Source organism: Candidatus Nitrosotenuis aquarius (assembly GCF_002787055.1).
GTDB lineage: Archaea > Thermoproteota > Nitrososphaeria > Nitrososphaerales > Nitrosopumilaceae > Nitrosotenuis > Nitrosotenuis aquarius.
The window spans coordinates 330,538-346,632 of the sequence record NZ_CP024808.1 but is presented as its reverse complement, the minus strand read 5'-3'; the positions used below and the strand labels follow the sequence as shown (position 1 = coordinate 346,632).

Annotated in this window: 16 protein-coding genes; 9 read left to right on the top strand and 7 right to left on the bottom strand. The window is 41.0% G+C overall.

Annotation, left to right across the window (positions count from 1 at the left end; all coding sequences use genetic code 11):
• Nucleotides 1–12: 12 nt before the first annotated feature.
• Nucleotides 13–1,113 carry an aldo/keto reductase gene (locus NAQ_RS02020; RefSeq protein ID WP_100182012.1) on the top strand — a complete coding sequence of 367 codons (1,101 nt, stop codon included), beginning with the start codon at nt 13–15 and terminating at the stop codon, nt 1,111–1,113.
• On the opposite strand, the gene NAQ_RS02015 is transcribed toward NAQ_RS02020, so the two are convergent.
• Nucleotides 1,110–1,784: a hypothetical protein gene (locus NAQ_RS02015; protein ID WP_100182011.1), complete on the bottom strand. Its 675-nt coding sequence runs from the start codon at nt 1,782–1,784 to the stop codon at nt 1,110–1,112. The two genes, NAQ_RS02020 and NAQ_RS02015, sit on opposite strands and share 4 nt — an antisense overlap.
• Before the next feature lie 98 nt (nt 1,785–1,882).
• On the opposite strand from NAQ_RS02015, the gene dusB reads away from it, so the two are divergent.
• Together dusB and NAQ_RS02005 are read left to right on the top strand one after the other, a co-directional pair.
• Entirely contained in the window at nt 1,883–2,830 is a 948-nt protein-coding gene (gene dusB / locus NAQ_RS02010; RefSeq protein WP_100182010.1) for a tRNA dihydrouridine synthase DusB, read from the top strand.
• 31 nt (nt 2,831–2,861) lie between these two features.
• Nucleotides 2,862–3,008, top strand: a complete 147-nt coding sequence (locus NAQ_RS02005; RefSeq protein ID WP_100182009.1) for a YHS domain-containing protein — start codon at nt 2,862–2,864, stop codon at nt 3,006–3,008.
• A 12-nt stretch (nt 3,009–3,020) separates the two neighbouring features.
• On the opposite strand, the gene NAQ_RS02000 is transcribed toward NAQ_RS02005, so the two are convergent.
• The 5 genes from NAQ_RS02000 to NAQ_RS01980 all read right to left on the bottom strand — a co-directional run bounded on the left by NAQ_RS02000 (nt 3,021) and on the right by NAQ_RS01980 (nt 7,658).
• A complete protein-coding gene (locus NAQ_RS02000; RefSeq protein WP_162858575.1) occupies nt 3,021–3,602 on the bottom strand; it encodes a thermonuclease family protein in 582 nt (193 codons plus the stop codon).
• A 99-nt stretch (nt 3,603–3,701) separates the two neighbouring features.
• Complete coding sequence (locus NAQ_RS01995; protein ID WP_100182007.1) at nt 3,702–5,423, bottom strand: hypothetical protein; 1,722 nt, start codon at nt 5,421–5,423, stop codon at nt 3,702–3,704.
• On the bottom strand, nt 5,420–6,076 hold the full coding sequence (locus NAQ_RS01990; protein ID WP_119571098.1) for an archaellin/type IV pilin N-terminal domain-containing protein: 657 nt from the start codon (nt 6,074–6,076) through the stop codon (nt 5,420–5,422). The genes NAQ_RS01995 and NAQ_RS01990 overlap by 4 nt, the downstream gene beginning before the upstream one ends.
• The gene (locus tag NAQ_RS01985) at nt 6,073–6,564 is read right to left on the bottom strand and encodes a hypothetical protein (RefSeq protein WP_100182005.1); all 492 of its coding nucleotides are present in this window, start codon (nt 6,562–6,564) and stop codon (nt 6,073–6,075) included. Before NAQ_RS01985 ends, NAQ_RS01990 begins: the two co-directional genes overlap by 4 nt.
• Nucleotides 6,561–7,658 (bottom strand): TackOD1 domain-containing metal-binding protein, encoded by a 1,098-nt coding sequence (locus tag NAQ_RS01980; RefSeq protein ID WP_100182004.1) that lies wholly within the window; start codon nt 7,656–7,658, stop codon nt 6,561–6,563. Before NAQ_RS01980 ends, NAQ_RS01985 begins: the two co-directional genes overlap by 4 nt.
• Nucleotides 7,659–7,752: 94 nt before the next feature.
• Here NAQ_RS01980 and NAQ_RS01975 point away from each other — a divergent pair, with 94 nt between their 5' ends.
• The 6 genes from NAQ_RS01975 to ppdK all read left to right on the top strand — a co-directional run bounded on the left by NAQ_RS01975 (nt 7,753) and on the right by ppdK (nt 15,711).
• Nucleotides 7,753–9,408 carry a type II/IV secretion system ATPase subunit gene (locus NAQ_RS01975; protein WP_100182003.1) on the top strand — a complete coding sequence of 552 codons (1,656 nt, stop codon included), beginning with the start codon at nt 7,753–7,755 and terminating at the stop codon, nt 9,406–9,408.
• The gene (locus NAQ_RS01970) at nt 9,408–10,319 is read left to right on the top strand and encodes a type II secretion system F family protein (RefSeq protein ID WP_100183393.1); all 912 of its coding nucleotides are present in this window, start codon (nt 9,408–9,410) and stop codon (nt 10,317–10,319) included. Before NAQ_RS01975 ends, NAQ_RS01970 begins: the two co-directional genes overlap by 1 nt.
• A 3-nt stretch (nt 10,320–10,322) precedes the next feature.
• Nucleotides 10,323–11,222 (top strand): type II secretion system F family protein, encoded by a 900-nt coding sequence (locus NAQ_RS01965; protein WP_100182002.1) that lies wholly within the window; start codon nt 10,323–10,325, stop codon nt 11,220–11,222.
• Nucleotides 11,223–11,426: 204 nt separating this feature from the next.
• Nucleotides 11,427–12,293: a TrmB family transcriptional regulator gene (locus NAQ_RS01960; protein ID WP_245871666.1), complete on the top strand. Its 867-nt coding sequence runs from the start codon at nt 11,427–11,429 to the stop codon at nt 12,291–12,293.
• Nucleotides 12,294–12,338: 45 nt separating this feature from the next.
• On the top strand, nt 12,339–13,004 hold the full coding sequence (gene tpiA, locus NAQ_RS01955; RefSeq protein WP_100182001.1) for a triose-phosphate isomerase: 666 nt from the start codon (nt 12,339–12,341) through the stop codon (nt 13,002–13,004).
• A 22-nt stretch (nt 13,005–13,026) separates the two neighbouring features.
• A complete protein-coding gene (gene ppdK / locus NAQ_RS01950; protein WP_100182000.1) occupies nt 13,027–15,711 on the top strand; it encodes a pyruvate, phosphate dikinase in 2,685 nt (894 codons plus the stop codon).
• On the opposite strand, the gene NAQ_RS01945 is transcribed toward ppdK, so the two are convergent.
• Nucleotides 15,701–16,084: a response regulator gene (locus NAQ_RS01945; RefSeq protein WP_162858574.1), complete on the bottom strand. Its 384-nt coding sequence runs from the start codon at nt 16,082–16,084 to the stop codon at nt 15,701–15,703. The two genes, ppdK and NAQ_RS01945, sit on opposite strands and share 11 nt — an antisense overlap.
• Nucleotides 16,085–16,095 lie beyond the last annotated feature (11 nt).

Here is a 16,095-nt window from a genome sequence, read left to right as displayed (position 1 = left end):
GGAAATTCAAACATGATTGCAGGCTCTGCCACGCCAGAAGGAACAAAAAAATTCTCAACTAGGCCTGGCGCAATTCCGCAAAACTACAAAACAATACAAAACCTCACCCTATCAAATGTGGGAATTGGGACATACCTTGGCAATCCAGATTCACAAACAGATGCACTTGTGGAAGAAGCAATCAAAAAATCAGTCTTGTCTGGAATCAATGTAATTGACACTGCCATTAATTATAGGGCACAAAAGGCAGAACGTTCCGTAGGAAAGGCAATCGCATCCCTGATTTCACAAGGCAAAATAGACCGAGACCAGATTTTTGTGAGCACAAAAAACGGCTATGTCACAAATGACGCAGACATCAAAGAAGAATTCTGGGCATACATACAGCGCGAGTATGCAAAGCCAGGCACAATCAAGGCAAACGACATTTCATCTGGATATCACTGCATGACAATACCGTACTTGCATGACCAGCTAAATCGAAGTCTAAAGAACCTGGGCTTGGAATGTATTGATCTAATGTATCTACACAATGCAGTTGAAGGCCAGCCAGACATTCCTCGCCAGCAGTTTTTGCAAAATCTACAGGATGTCTTTGCATTTTATGAAAAAATGAGAACAGATGGAAAAATTCGATACTATGGCATGGCAACATGGGAGTGTTACAGGGTCTCAAAAGACAGTCCACAATACTTGTCATTGTACGATACCGTCGAATTGGCAAAAAAGGTTGGAGGAGAAAATCACGGCTTTAGGTTCATCCAGTTGCCATACAATTTGTATTATGACCAAGCCTTTATGCTAAAGTCACAGCAGATCTCTGGCACAGACGTATCTCTCCTAAATGCCGCAACATCACTTGGTATAGGAGTCTTTACCAGTGTTCCTCTGATGCAGGGAAGACTGCTTGCTCCAGGAACAATACCAGAGTTTGCAAATATTGCACAGCCATCGCTTCGATGTCTCCAATTCATTCGCTCAACTCCAGGAGTATTGGCGCCACTAGTAGGACAAAAAACCCAGAGTCATGTTGACCAAAACCTGCAGATAATGAAAATTCCTCCTTTGTCAGAATCAGAATTTACTGATTTGATAAAGAAATTCACCAACTAATTCTTTATTTTGCCGCCAAGATCTACGACACTGCCAGAGATTGTCGGAATTGTTCGCTGTATGTCAAGCAGCATTCCTTCACTTTCCTCCACTTGAAGCTTGATGAATTCACTAGATATTGGTCTGTCTTTATCAGAATACACAACTACCAGATTTGCAATTTCGTTGCTTTCCAGAAAAACATCGTCATTTTGTTGTATGACCCAATACAAAAATGCGCTAGTGGTGTCTGGTTTTTCATCCATGTTTGGATTTGCCGAGATTAGCCCTTGTTCTTTTGCCTTGATGAGTGCATCGCCAAGCGAGGAGGCAGTACCATCCAACATTCCAGAATAGATATCTTCATAGCTGATCTCGTGGCTTCCAAGCTTGATTATCTTGTATGTTACCTTGATGTTCTGAGGCCTCATGTCTACTAGGCCTGTCGTAGTAGCTGTAATTGGAGTAGAGGTAACCTTGATTTTAGCATCAGACACATCTGCAGAGCCCGTGATCTTTCCTATTACCTGCAGATTATTTGCAGAATCTTGCACGGCCTCTTCTACCACTTCTTTCATCACATCACTGGATGAAAATCCCGAGCTCATAACAGACCAAGTGATTCCTAATGCTACAACACCAAAAGTAACAAGTGCTGTATTATACCAAAATGTCAGACCTCTGCGATTCATCACAATTTTTGCAAAATGTGAGAGTATTTTTGTTGGTGTGTTTGAGTCGAACGGAATAGTTTGCTTGATTTTATATAATAACTAAAACGGCAAAAATCATGCTGCCCCAATTTTCTAGTCGTGCCTTTTTGGCACCCATGGCTGGAGTAAGCGATCCTGCCTTACGATTGATTTGCAAAGAAATGGGCGCAGGACTAGTGGTGACTGAGCTCACAAGCATTCATGCAATAATTGCTAAAGGAAAACAGCTCCAGGCGCAAAACCAAGACATTTCCGAGTTTATCGAGTATTCCTACAAAGAGAGGCCTCTCGCAGTACAACTGTTTGGCTCCGACTTGGAATCACTGGAAAAAGCAGCCAAAATAGTTGGACCATATTTTGACATCATTGATTATAACATGGGATGCCCAGCACCGCACATCACTCAACAAATGGCAGGTGGAGCATTGTTGCAAAACCTCAGCCTAACTCGAAAAATTCTAGAAACACTAGTCAAATCAACCGACAAGCCAGTCACGCTGAAAATGCGCGCAGGGGTTGATGACAATCTAGTATTCAAGGACATTGCAGGTATTGCAGAGCGCGCAGGAGTACAGATGATAACGTTACATGCTAGAACAGTAAAACAAGGATATTCGGGCGAATCGGATTGGTCTTTAATCAAAGAACTAAAACAAGCAGTAGACATCCCAGTTGTCGGAAACGGCGACATTACAACTCCAGAACTTGCCAAAAAAATGATTGATGAGACAGGCTGTGATTATATCATGATAGGCCGAGGTGCGATGGGAAATCCATTTTTGTTTGAGCAGATAAACGATTATCTCAAGACAGGAACATACAAGAAATACTCACAAAAAAACAGAACGGAAATGTTTTGCAAGTATTTGGATTATGCAGCACAATACAAAATCAAATTTGCAAACATCAGACAGCAGGCAATGCGATTTACCAAAGGTCTGCGACAGGGCGCCAAGTTTCGCTCTGGAATAATGCTTGCAAAAACAATCGACGAGCTAAAATCAATAATGTTGCAGATCTCTTAATGTATAAATAGAAAATAATTAGCGATACTTTGTGCCAGTAGATCCTGTATGTGGAATTGAAATGGATGAATCCCTAGCAGTATCATACGAGCATGATGGGAAAAAATACTTTTTTTGCTGCAACGGATGCAGACGAATTTTCAAGAAAAAGCCAAAGAAATGGGCAAAAAAGGCCTGATTCTGACCTACACTAGCAACCAAATCTCATAGCCCAAGACTCTAATGCAAATTCACTTTTCTTGCAGAACAACTTGGTAATTGTGGCATGTTTGTTTTCTAGCAGAGCTTCATTGAGATTTATGTTAGAACAGGTCACTTTGGCAACCATTCTTCCATACTGATCCGTTTTTTGTCTATCATCTTGGTCTATGAATATAGTTGAGCCTACCGGACACAGATTGTTTGTAAATGATTTAGCATCTGAAAACCCAGAATCATATTTTTCAGGCGCATCTACAAGCGCTAGTCGGACTTTGTGGTGTGTAGTGTAGATTGTATCACCATCTATTATTTTGATTATTGTGTCAGTGGTACACAATTCAACACCAAGACAAGTATTGGTAGAATTAACAATTTGAGAATTATCGATGTTTGTTAGCTTGGCACTGCCAACTATAGGTAGTTTGATTTCGGATGTGTGTATCTCAGGCACTTCTATTCTAGGTATGTTGGTCACAGGGCTGATCTCAGAATTTGTATAGCTCAGCGATGTCAGCAATGCTATCAATCCTGCAAGAATCAGCGACAAAGCAAATATCTTAGTCTTTAACAATGTCAGATACCTCAATTGATATTTTAGATTCGGACAGCGATTAGACCACGCTTCTTGTCATAGCGAAATAATCTTCCAGATCCATGCCCCAAGGACATTCTAAGTCGCAGATACACGCAAGACTACCTCCGCAAGTGGACCCATGACAATGTTTCCATTGACATATCCGTCTGCTAGAACATACATCACATACATCCTAGTATCAGATATTGGTGGAGCAATTGAAGTAAATGTTATAGTTTTACCTGTCCCACCAGCACCGGTCAGATCAGCGTTTAGTATGCCTACAATTTGTGAAGAACCATCTGGAAATGTTTGGGTGGGCTGAATTGTAAACCCAGTATTCCCGGTAACAACAGGAGTGGTCCAACCACTGGGCATGTTTATGATTAGGCGTGAACCAGCACTGATTCGATTTCCGGTTGCGGCTTCTAAATCAGCAAGAACTACATTAAATGTCTGAATCGAGCCAGGTGGAACGTTTGTCATATTTGCAAAAATGTTTGTATTTGCGGTAGAATCAACAACTTTGGATAGATAGACATTTGGGATTGATGACGATGTTCTAATTGATGTTCCATACGCTGCCTTGCCAAATTGACCAAGAGTGGTAAACACATTTGTTTGCACAATAATGGTTTCAGGTTCTATTCCGCTACCACCAATGTTACCAGGATCAACTTTGACTAGAAATGTACCGACAGATTTCGGTCCTATCAGTTGAGGCGTCACAGTATTTTTCCACATCAGTTGATTTGAGGTAGGACAAGACCAATTATTCACAGATGGATAAATCGTCTGCGCACTGCAGCCACTGTTAAAGATTTCATCATTACTATTTGCAGGAGATGTTTGTGCACTAATTACCAGCTTTGAGACATAGATCGGCTGACTTGTCGGATTGATGACATTTACTCCCCATAATCCTTTGTCATTGGTGTCACCAAACGTGTTTGGCATTATCACGTACATTTCAGGTCTTGCAAAAAGATCAGATGACACTATAGAGCCAGGCTCTGAATTATCACGCATAAAGACCATGCCTTTTTCAGTAGAGCTTTGCATTGTTACCTTGGTTGGTTCATCAATTCCTGTAGCATATGTAGAAAATGTGACATTGGTTCCAGCAGGGCTGAGCAACCTGTATTTCCATGACAAGACGGCAGATTCTGCAGGGGCCAGATCAGACTTCATCTGAACAATTGGGGATGATGCCAATACTGCGGATGACGGCGATATAATGATCGGTCCTGCGGTGACATTCAACAGTTTTGTAGGCCCAGTATTTGTCACAAATAGTATTGCGGTTGCATTCTCACCCAATCTAACATCAGGCGGATTCATGATCAGCTTTGCCTTGATGTGATTTGCTCCACCAACGTTTACCTCGGTCGTTTTAATTGTACCAATCGTCGATATTGTCTTGATGTCATAAATTCCAGGACTCATGTACATTGGGTTGTTTTGTAAAATGTCCGTACCATATCCTGGGGCCAAGACAGAGTCAGTATAGTCTACATCAAATTTCTGCGCAGGCTGGGTTGGTTGCGTTTTGTTTACAATCCACAGACTTTCAATGTGAAGTGGATTTGTTCCTTGATTTTTGACGTATACTGCCAATCGATTAGAGTCAGTGCTATCTGAGGATACGGATAAAAAGTATTTTTCCTGTATCTTTTTGATTTCAGAATCTGCTATTGTTTGCTGGGCCTGTATCATATCAGACTGGGTTTCAATTACAAGATATGATACTGACAATCCAGCCGTCATCAATACCAAAAAGAATACAGAGCCAATAACGGTAGATATTCCTCGCCTCATCGTATCTCTCCGCTGAGTATTACGTGGTCTGAGGTTCTCGCTCCACCAAAATCAATCTGAATCAGTATTGGTTTCGTAAGGGAGACATCCGTGCTCAAATCTTTGCTTAGTTTGACTACCACTCGGACTTGTTCGTCTTCGGATAGAGTATTGTCATTTTTCTGGACCAAGCCAGAGGCAGAAAGAATACTGAATTTACCGTTTTGTGGGTACTTTCCTGTAAAGTCGTTTGCGCTCGCATCCAGAGATCTTCCACCAGTACTTGTATCCCAAGTATGCAACACATTATTGATTTGAACTCCTTCCAAGTAGACCAGATCTGGACTAGTGTTTTGTATCTGCAACACAACAAATTCTGTTCCAGAGTTTTGCGGTGTATTATTGGGCGTGATATTACATGCTATAGTGCATATTCGTTGATCAAATTTGTTATCAAGTGTCGTTATCCCTAAAAGATCATTAGAGTCTCGCGTATCATATCCGATTAGTCGTATTGCATACGACGCAACGTTGTTTCTTTGAGTATTGCTGTCCTGTGAGCTAATACCAGAGCCCTGCACTAGACTTGCAAGCATTACAGAGCCAATTGCAGTTATTCCAAGCAACATCAAGGTTGCAAAAATCTCAGATATTGCACGCCTTGATTTCATCATGTGTTGTACGGCCTCGCAGTAAATTCAAAAAAATTGCCCAGCTCAGTAGTCAAACCAATTTTGTATTCATCATCACGATAGTTAGGATCATCCCATCTGCCGGTAAATTGCAAATTACCGACAGTCAACACATCGACTCCAATTTTTGGTTGAACACTTAATGCAATGTTATTATTAAATATTAAATCTTGAGTGTCGGTTTTGACCATTGTTATTTTTGATATAACAGAATCAGTTGTACCAACATTTCTTATTGAAATTGTGACCTGATTTCCAGTAGGATTGAATCTAACATGCTCAAAGACAATGTCTTCTTGTCCTCGTTCGTTTTGAAACGTGACTCCACTTGCAAGCCTGTTGTTGATGTCACCCACTTCGTTTAGGCCCTTGCTCACAATCACTGTGCCTATTGGAACAGTAATTGCAAGCATGAAAAGTGTGCCTAGAATTTGGCTTACGGCGCGTCTAGGGCGAGTTTTTCCAATCAATTCTCTCTTGCCTCTGCCTTTTTGGCCTTTGATGCAAGAATTGTATCAATCTCGGCTGCAATCTCGTCAATGTTTTGTGATGACACAATAGAAAGATTGTACTTTGATGCAATTGATACTGTTTTTTCAGAAATGGAGCTAAAACCAACAAGAATCGCTATTTTTGGAGCAGTGTCAAGGATTTGAATTAGCCGTGAATCTACTTCGGAATTGTTCTCAGACGAATTTTTAACAAAGATAAACACCGCTGGGTCGGATTTATCAGACCCAACAATATCCACGCTATGATCAAGTCCGCTTTTTCCCTTTGTAGTATAGTTTTCATTTACAGCATAACCACGCTTTGATAAAATTTTGGAGATTTCGGATTTTAGCTTGGATTGGTCTAAATTCGACTTGGCCTCATAGTCAGTTAAAACATAATTATACAATGCAACTGACGATGCCTGACTTGCAGTAAAATCATGATTGAATTCGTTGCAATGAAGGCTGATCTTTGCCTCATCGAACTTGTCATTGCAATCATTACACAGATACCACGCAGCGGGTAATCGCAGTTCTTTTTCTTGGTTTTTTATTAGTTTTTTACAAGAGGGGCATTTTAGCTGCCCATCAGGCTGTGGTTCATAATGTTTTTTCTCAGAGATAAAGCCGCATGCCTTATGCTCTAGCAAATGTAGTTTTTCAACATTAATTGAATTACATTTTGGGCAACCAACCCGAACGCTTATGAGAAACGAAGATTGGTGTTCAGGACAAACCAAGAATTTGTTGTTGACTAGTTTTTCAAACATGCCAAGATTTGCCAAATTATCCAGAAACTCTATATCGAATTTGTCATCAAGCTCACGAAATATTCTATAGCTGAATGAGGCTTCCTTGTAGTTGACCTCAGGAACAAGCAGTCCGTTATAGCTATCCTTTGCTTTTTTGATGAAAATTGTTATTTTTTCCTCGTTTTGTTCCTGCCAACGAGCAAGTTCTGCCGCTTCCGAGGCTGAAACTCTGGCCTTTTTCTGCTCCTTGACTGACTCTAATTTTTGGGACTTGGGATCGGTCTTGCCTTTGAGAACATTCTTTCCTATCTGGAACAATACTAGAATTCAAGTCGTTTTCAAAAATGTAAAGGGGGTGCTGTTCATTTGCACTCACAATCTCTTATGTGTAATTTGCCGACTATACCTCACAATGGACCTAGCTAAGGCTCAAAGAGGCACGCCTTTTATCAGGATAAAAAAGACTTCGCCGTTTGATTTTTCTAAATTCACAATAAAAAAAGAAAAGCCAGTAGCAAGACAGGACGCCTCACTTAGCACAAATGTGAATCTTGACTCATCAGAGATACAGGATCTGGTTCCAAAATTCAAGACACTAAACAAAATAGAGTTTGACGATGCGGAAATTTATGCAGGCCTAATCAAAGACCCAACATCAAAAAACGGTTTGCGCTATGTCATAATAGAGCCACAATTAAGCAAAACAGATGAAATCAACTTTAAGGTCATAAAAAAACTGCTAATTTCCGAGTTGGACATTTCATTAAATTCTATCAAAACAAAAAAAGACGCTGCGCGTGAGCTAAAATCCAAAATTTTGGAGCTAATTAAAAAATACAACATGGAGATACCAACACGTAGCCTATCAAAGATAACATATTATGCAATTAGAGATTTTGTTTATCTTGGAAAAATCGAGCCGCTCATGCGTGATCATCTAATTGAAGAGATTAGCTGTGACGGAGTAAACGTCCCACTATACATTTGGCACAGAGAATTCGAGTCAGTCCCTACAAACATCGTGTACGAAAATGATGATGAGTTGAATAATTTTGTCCAAAAAATGTCATATATTGGAGGCAAACATGCGTCTTTGGCAAACCCCATAGTTGACGCATCGCTTCCCGACGGCTCTAGAATCAACCTGACTCTTGGAAGCGAGATTACCAAACGAGGAAGTACGTTTACCATTAGACGCTTTCGCGCAGACCCAATTACCATAGTAGATTTGATTAGATTCAAGACCATTTCAATTCATGAAGCGGCCTATCTGTGGTATGTGGTAGAAAACAATTCCACGATGCTAGTTGCTGGAGGCACCGCAAGTGGCAAGACTACACTTTTGAACTCGTTATCCTCGTTTATTCGTCCAGGGCAAAAAATAGTCAGCATTGAAGACACGCATGAGCTTAACTTGCTACACGAAAACTGGATTCCGGCAGTATCTAGGCAAAACTTTACCGATGGGCAGATAGGTGAAATCACGCAATTTGACTTGCTTAGAGCAGCTCTAAGACAGAGGCCTGACATCCTCATAGTCGGTGAAACAAGGGGCAGAGAGGCATACACACTTTTTCAGGCAATGGCAACTGGCCATGGAGGATTCTCATCCATTCACGCAGATTCGATAGAGGCAACACTGACCAGATTAGTATCATCACCAATGGATGTACCAAAAGCATTGATTGCAAACACGCTAGATCTGATCACCTTACAACTAAAACTACGAATCAACGACAAATCAATTAGAAGGATTATCAAAATATCCGAGATACAAGGGCTGGACGACAAGACTGGTGAGATAAAGACGCATGATATTTTCAGATGGAATCCAAATGATGACGTACACGAATATTTTGGAAACAGTCTTGTTTTGGAAAAAATCAAGGAAAAGACTGGCGTCACAGATGATCAAATTGCTTATGAGTTCAAAAAACGAAAAACAGCATTAGAATGGCTTTCACAGAATAATATTCGAAGTCACAAGGCAGTAATGGAGAACATTTTAGAATTTTATTCAAATTCAGATAGATTTTACGAGAAAAAAAGAATGGTGATAGAAAATTGATGGGTCTGCTAAAGTCAGATACAGAGCCCCAGCATCAGCCATCTTCATTCCAGGTGTTCAGCTACAAGATACTAAATCACCACATTGGATTTTTGTATCCAAGGCTACCCAGGCTCCGAGTTAGCATCAAGCAGGCAATGATGCCCGTTCCGTTCGAGGTGTTTGTCGCAAGCATGGTGATGACCGGATTTATCGCAATGATTGTCGGACTGATCACATCTATTGCAATATCGCTGATCTTTAATTTCGAGCCAATGATTGCGGCACTTCTTACAGGAGTAGGCTCTGTCGGATTGGGACTGATGACGTTTATGGGAATGCAAGCATTACCATTGCTGAATGCCAAGACTAGATCAGACAAGCTTCGAGAAGAGATCCCACACTATATTGGATATATGGCCACATTGTGCGCAAGTGGTTTGTCGCTAGAAGGAGTATTCAAGTCAATTTCACAGGAAAAATCCAATGAAGAAATCGTCAAGGATGCGAGATTTGTTACAAGAAATATCGATATTTTAGGAATGGATGTAGTAACTGCAATTAATGACTTGATCAGGCGCACACCCAAGGGACCATACTCCGAATTGCTCGAAGGCGCAATCATCACATTCAAGGCCGGTGGAAACCTAAGAGAGTATTTTTTGGCCACAGCAAAAGTACACCTAGAAGAAAAAAAGATTAGCGTAAAGCGCTCAACGGAATCTCTTGGCATAATGTCGGAAATGTATACAATTTTGCTAATTGTCTTTCCTCTGATGGCAGTCATCATGCTATCCATTATGGCAATTATGAGTCCAGATTTGGGAGGCTTTGATCTCATCACACTAATGAACATGTTAACTTATGTGATGGTGCCGTTGTTCGGCGTGGTTTTACTGCTAATGATGCATTCGATGGTTCCAAAGAGGTAGAAAATGAGCACAAAAACACTCCAAAAAACACCAGAGATGCCAAAGCTGCCCATTACAAAGTCGGAAAAATTCAGAATTTCAATAATTTCAGCAGTTGCAAGCACCTTTGTAATATCCAGTAGTTTTTACCTTTCAGGTTCAATTCAGCTAATAACCAGAGACGTAGGAATTATTTTCGGAATACTTGCAGGAGTCATCCCACTGACATTACTACAACTAAAGGAGGTTCAGCGAAGAGAAAGTATCGACAGGCATTTGCCATTGTTTTTGCTGTCCTTGGTAAGCTCTATTCAAAGCGGCTCAAACCTCATCCAGGCAATACAAATGGTTCCGGAAAGAAACATGGGTAACCTGAATCCCTTGCTCAAAAACATGAAGGCAAACATCAGCTGGGGCATGCCAATTAGCGAGGCCTTTGATAATTTTGCAAAAAGGGCAGGAACTCGCATGGCAAAACGTGTTATTGTATTACTAGAAATAGCATACAAAAATGGCGGAAACATCTCTGAAAACCTAGAAACAATCCAAAAACACGTAACTGAGCTTAGAAATCTAGAAAAAGAAAGAAAATCAGCGCTTCAACCATACACATACACAATATACATTGCATATGCGGTCTTTATTGCAATATCTGTGATCTTGTCATCACAATTTTTCACGCAAATAGACTCGGTAAAGCAATTACTAGTCACAACAGACATACCAAAATCAAGCAATGTCTTCTCAGCTCTGGCAGGGGTGGAAATCAAAGAGCTAGACGCCATATTGTTTAACATGGCGGTAATAGAGTCGGTCTTTGGAGGCCTGGCCGCAGGCAAAATCGGTACCGGCTCGTATGTTTCAGGCATAAAACACATCATAATTATGATAATAATTGCAGTAATTGCGTTTAACGTACTGTAAATTCCTCAAATCTGTACAATAATAGTAGCATACGATCAGATGTTGTGCAAAAAAACATCATCTCACTGATAAATTATACGCAAGTCATTTTATAGATAAGAGAAAATGACACTCAAATGCACAGTTACAGCCGTGGGGGAAGAAAAATTGTCCGTTCGAAAAAAACAGAGAACGTCGTTAATACGTAATAACCAGACAGATCCCATGGAGGATCTATCGCTGAGCAAGTCAGATCCAGAAATGTCAAAGACTCACAATCCATATGTTGAGGAGTTGGCAGGAGAATTATCAGCAATTTTGGATTTGGACGAGCTTGAAATCAAAATCTATCTTAACTTATTGCGAACAGGGCCTATCACTGCAAGTGCACTTGCCAAAGAAATCAGTGTAGATAGAGCCAAAACATATCGAACAATAGACAAGCTCTCAAGCAATGGTATAGTATCAATATCATTTTCATCACCAAAGCTTTGCATTGCATCAGAGCCAGACGAATTATTATCAATAACACTCAAGAAAAAGGAAGAAGAGATCAACCGAATTAGAAAGGACGGCAAAAAACTAATTGACAAAATCAAAGACATTAGCAGCTCAGACACAAAATCAACCACACCGACATTTAGAATCATACAGGGAATTGAGAACATTACATCGCAAATAGAACGAATGTTGGAGAACAACACCGATGTTTTCTATTTGATCACCACCCTAGAGGACGTCTCCAAGCTATATCACACAACAATTCCAGAGAGAATAAAGCAAACAGAGCGTAACGGCGGCTCAGTAAGGCTAATTGTAGATGAAATCCCAGACAAGATGAGGCTATTCATAAAGCGATTTGGCGCAAGTGAGGTTCGAATTGGAAAGTTGCCATCAAAGGGAAGAATTTCGGTCTCAAAGAGTTGTCCACTAAGCGGCAAGCTGCTAATGTCGGATTCAGCAATAAAGGGTAATCTGCACGAAAATACCGATGCAGAATGCGCATTGTTTACAAACTCGGATGAGATGACAGACAACATCTTTACCTTGTGCACATTCATCTGGAAGAGTGCCATTCCAGTAGAATTATAGTCCTATAAACAATAAATAGCTCAGCTAGCCAACAACACAAAGATCTTGTTTATCATCAATTACAAAAATTATGACGAAATCGCTGGTGTAAAATCGGCCAAACTCGCATTGGTTGCTGATAAAATAGCAAAAAAGTACAAGATCAAAATAGCAATCGCCCCGCCACATCATCTGTTAGGAGTAAAATATTCAGGCCCAATCCTTGCCCAACATACAGACAATGCCAAAGTGGGCAGCACCACAGGATTTGTCATACCCGAGCTTTTAAAAAAATCCAAGATAGCAGGATCTCTGATAAACCACTCGGAGCACAGAATTCCGCCAAAAGACATTGAGGAATTAGTTGATCGATTTCGGAATTTAGGACTAGTCTCCGTAGTTTGTGTTCAAGATACAAAAGAGGCCACAAGATACGCCAAGCTAAATCCAGACTATATTGCAATAGAGCCACCAGAACTGATTGGATCAGGCAAGGCAGTATCAACAGAGCAACCAGAGCTGATAACCAAGTCAGTCCAGGCAGTAAAAAATGCAAAAAACTCTACCAAGCTGCTTTGCGGTGCGGGGATTGTGTCAGGTCAAGATGTAAGAAAGGCAATCGAGCTTGGCTCCTCAGGCATACTTGTGGCAAGCGGTATTGTCAAGGCAAAAAACTGGAGTGCGATCGTAGAGGAATTTGCCAAGGCAATGCTTAAAACACCTTCAAATTGATAGAAAAATCCGTGATAAAATAATGAAAATGGTTTATTTCTTTGATGAGGGAGACGGCAAAAACAAAAAACTCCTAGGCGGAAAAGGCGCAGGGCTCTGCGAGATGACACAGCTCAAGCTGCCAGTGCCACAGGGATTTACCATAACAACCGATGTTTGCAAGTTATACTATCAAAACAACAAGACAGTTCCAAAGGAATTATGGATTCAGGTAAAAAAGAACATTGCCAAGCTAGAAAAAATTACAAAAAAGAAATGGAATTCTTCTGAGAACCCATTACTGGTATCAGTGCGCTCCGGTGCCGCATTATCGATGCCTGGCATGATGGATACAATTCTGAACTTGGGACTAAACGACATCACAGTTGAAGCATTATCTCAGAAGACAAACAACCCAAGATTTGCATGGGATTCTTATCGTAGATTTGTGCAACTTTTTGGCAAAGTAGTCTTTGGCGTCAATGACAAAAAATTCGACCACATCCTAGATGAAGCCAAGAAAAAACAAGGAGTCACAATAGACAGTGACCTAAACGAGCAGTCGCTTAGAAGCATAGTATCACAATACAAGCAGATTTGCCAAGATCACACAGGCAAACCATTCCCATCAAACCCAGATGAGCAATTACAACTAGCAGTAATGGCAGTCTTTAACAGTTGGATGGGAGAGCGTGCCATTGTATACAGAGAGAAAAACCACATTACAAAAGACATTGCAGACGGCACTGCCGTAAATGTGGTGGCAATGGCGTTTGGCAACATGGGCAATGACTCCGCAACTGGCGTAGTATTTACCAGAAATCCGGGAGATGGAACAAACCACATCTTTGGGGATTACCTAGTCAATGCGCAGGGCGAAGACGTCGTAGCAGGTGTTAGGACTCCAAAGCCAATAGATGAGATGAGAACAGAAATGCCAAGAAGTTATGAATTATTGCTAAAGACCTGCAAAAGACTAGAAAAACACTACAAAGAACCACAAGACATAGAATTCACAGTCGAGCAGGGTAAATTCTACCTACTCCAGACACGTTCTGCAAAAATGAATGCTCAGGCCATGATCAAAACATCAGTAGACATGGTAAAAGAAAAACTCATCAATAAAGACAGAGCGTTAATGAGACTCAATGCAGACCAGCTAGAGCAACTGCTCCACAAAACAATTGATGTTGAAAAAGCAAAGCAATTCCAAAAAGTAGTTCGAGGAATTGCAGCATCGCCTGGTGCGGCAAGTGGCATAGCAGTATTTGATGTAAAGCGAGCAGTCGCAATGGGCGAAAACGGTGCCAAAGTAATCCTAGTGCGAGAAGAAACAAAACCAGAAGATGTTCCGGCATTTTTTGCATCAGTTGGAATTTTGACTAGTCGCGGAGGCAAGACATCTCATGCCGCAGTAGTAGCTCGAGGAATGGGCAAGCCATGCATCGTAGGATGTGCAGACATGAAAATCTCTCCAGAGGCAAAGCAGGCAATTGTTGGAAACATCACAATACATGAAGGCGATGCAATAACAATCGATGGCTCACAGGGTGACGTCTATACAGGAGAGGTCCCAACAATAGAACCAAAAATAACCGAAGATTTCAAAACCATACTAGAGTGGGCACAAAAAACAAAAACAATTGGAATCAGAGCAAATGCCGACACGCCTGAAGGAGCACAATTAGCAAGAAAATATGGTGCCGAGGGAATAGGACTGTGCAGAACAGAGCGAATGTTCAATGCGGCAGACAGACTAGGATTGTTTGTCAAGCTAATCATGGCAAAATCTGTCCAAGAGCGAAAAGAACACCTAATCAAACTTCAAGAGTTACAAAAAAGCGACTTTATCCAGATTCTAAAAGCAATGGAAGGCTACAAAGTTACAATACGACTGCTAGACCCGCCACTGCACGAATTCCTGCCAAACCCAGAAGAACTAATCAATAAAATCCACAAGCTGGAAAAGCAGACCGGATCGCCAGACCTAGAAGAAGCCAAGATAATTCTGGCTCGAGCAAAAGAACTTGCAGAGATAAACCCAATGATGGGCCACCGCGGAGTACGTGTTGGTATTACATATCCAGAAATCTATGAAATGCAAATTCGAGCAGTCTTTGAAGCGGCCGCTGAGCTGGCAAAACAAAAAGTAAACGCCTATCCACAAATAATGATCCCCCAGGTTGGAAGCGTAGCGGAGCTAAACCACATCAAATCAATTTATGACAAGGTAAAATCAGAAGTAGAAACAAAACACGGACTAAAACTAAAGATAAACTTTGGAACAATGCTGGAGGTAGTCCGAGGATGCCTCACATCGCATGAATTAGCAAATACCGCCGAATTTTTCAGCTTTGGTACAAATGATCTAACCCAAGCAGTATTTAGCTTCTCAAGAGAGGACGTCGAGGGCAAATTCCTTCCAGAATATCTAGAAAAAGAGGTCCTAGAGCGCAACCCATTCCAGACAGTCGATGTAAACGGAGTTGGAAGCCTAGTCAAAATAGCAATTGCAAATGGAAAATCCGTCAAGCCGGGAATCGAAATAGGCGTATGCGGAGAGCATGGAGGAGACCCTAACTCTATCAAGTTCTTCCACAATGCCGGTGTATCCTACGTTAGTGCATCACCACATAGAATTCCAATTGCCATAGTAGCAGCAGCTCAGGCAAAAATACAAAATTCTGCAAAATCTCCTAAAAAGACCAAGAAAAAATCTAGACGCTAAACGACTCTATTTTACGGGATAATTGCCCCAATGTGAATGGTTTTTCCAGCAGTACAATTTTGTCAAATAGTTCGTCAGTGTCATCCTCTACTGCCCATCTCTGATATGCAGTGACAAAAAGAATTTTCTGATCAGGGTTTTTTGCCAGTATTTCTTTTGCGGCCTGCGCGCCAGTTTTTTTAGGCATGTTATGATCCAACAACACCAAATCAAATGGAGATTCATCAAGCGAGTCAAACTCGGATTTTGATAATGCCTCTTTGTATTTTTTGACGCATTCGCTTCCATCTTCAGTTGTTATTACCTTGTGCCCCATTTTTTCCAACAATATTTTGTATTGCCTTGCGGTAAACTTGTTGTCTTCTGCTATCAATATGTTCAATG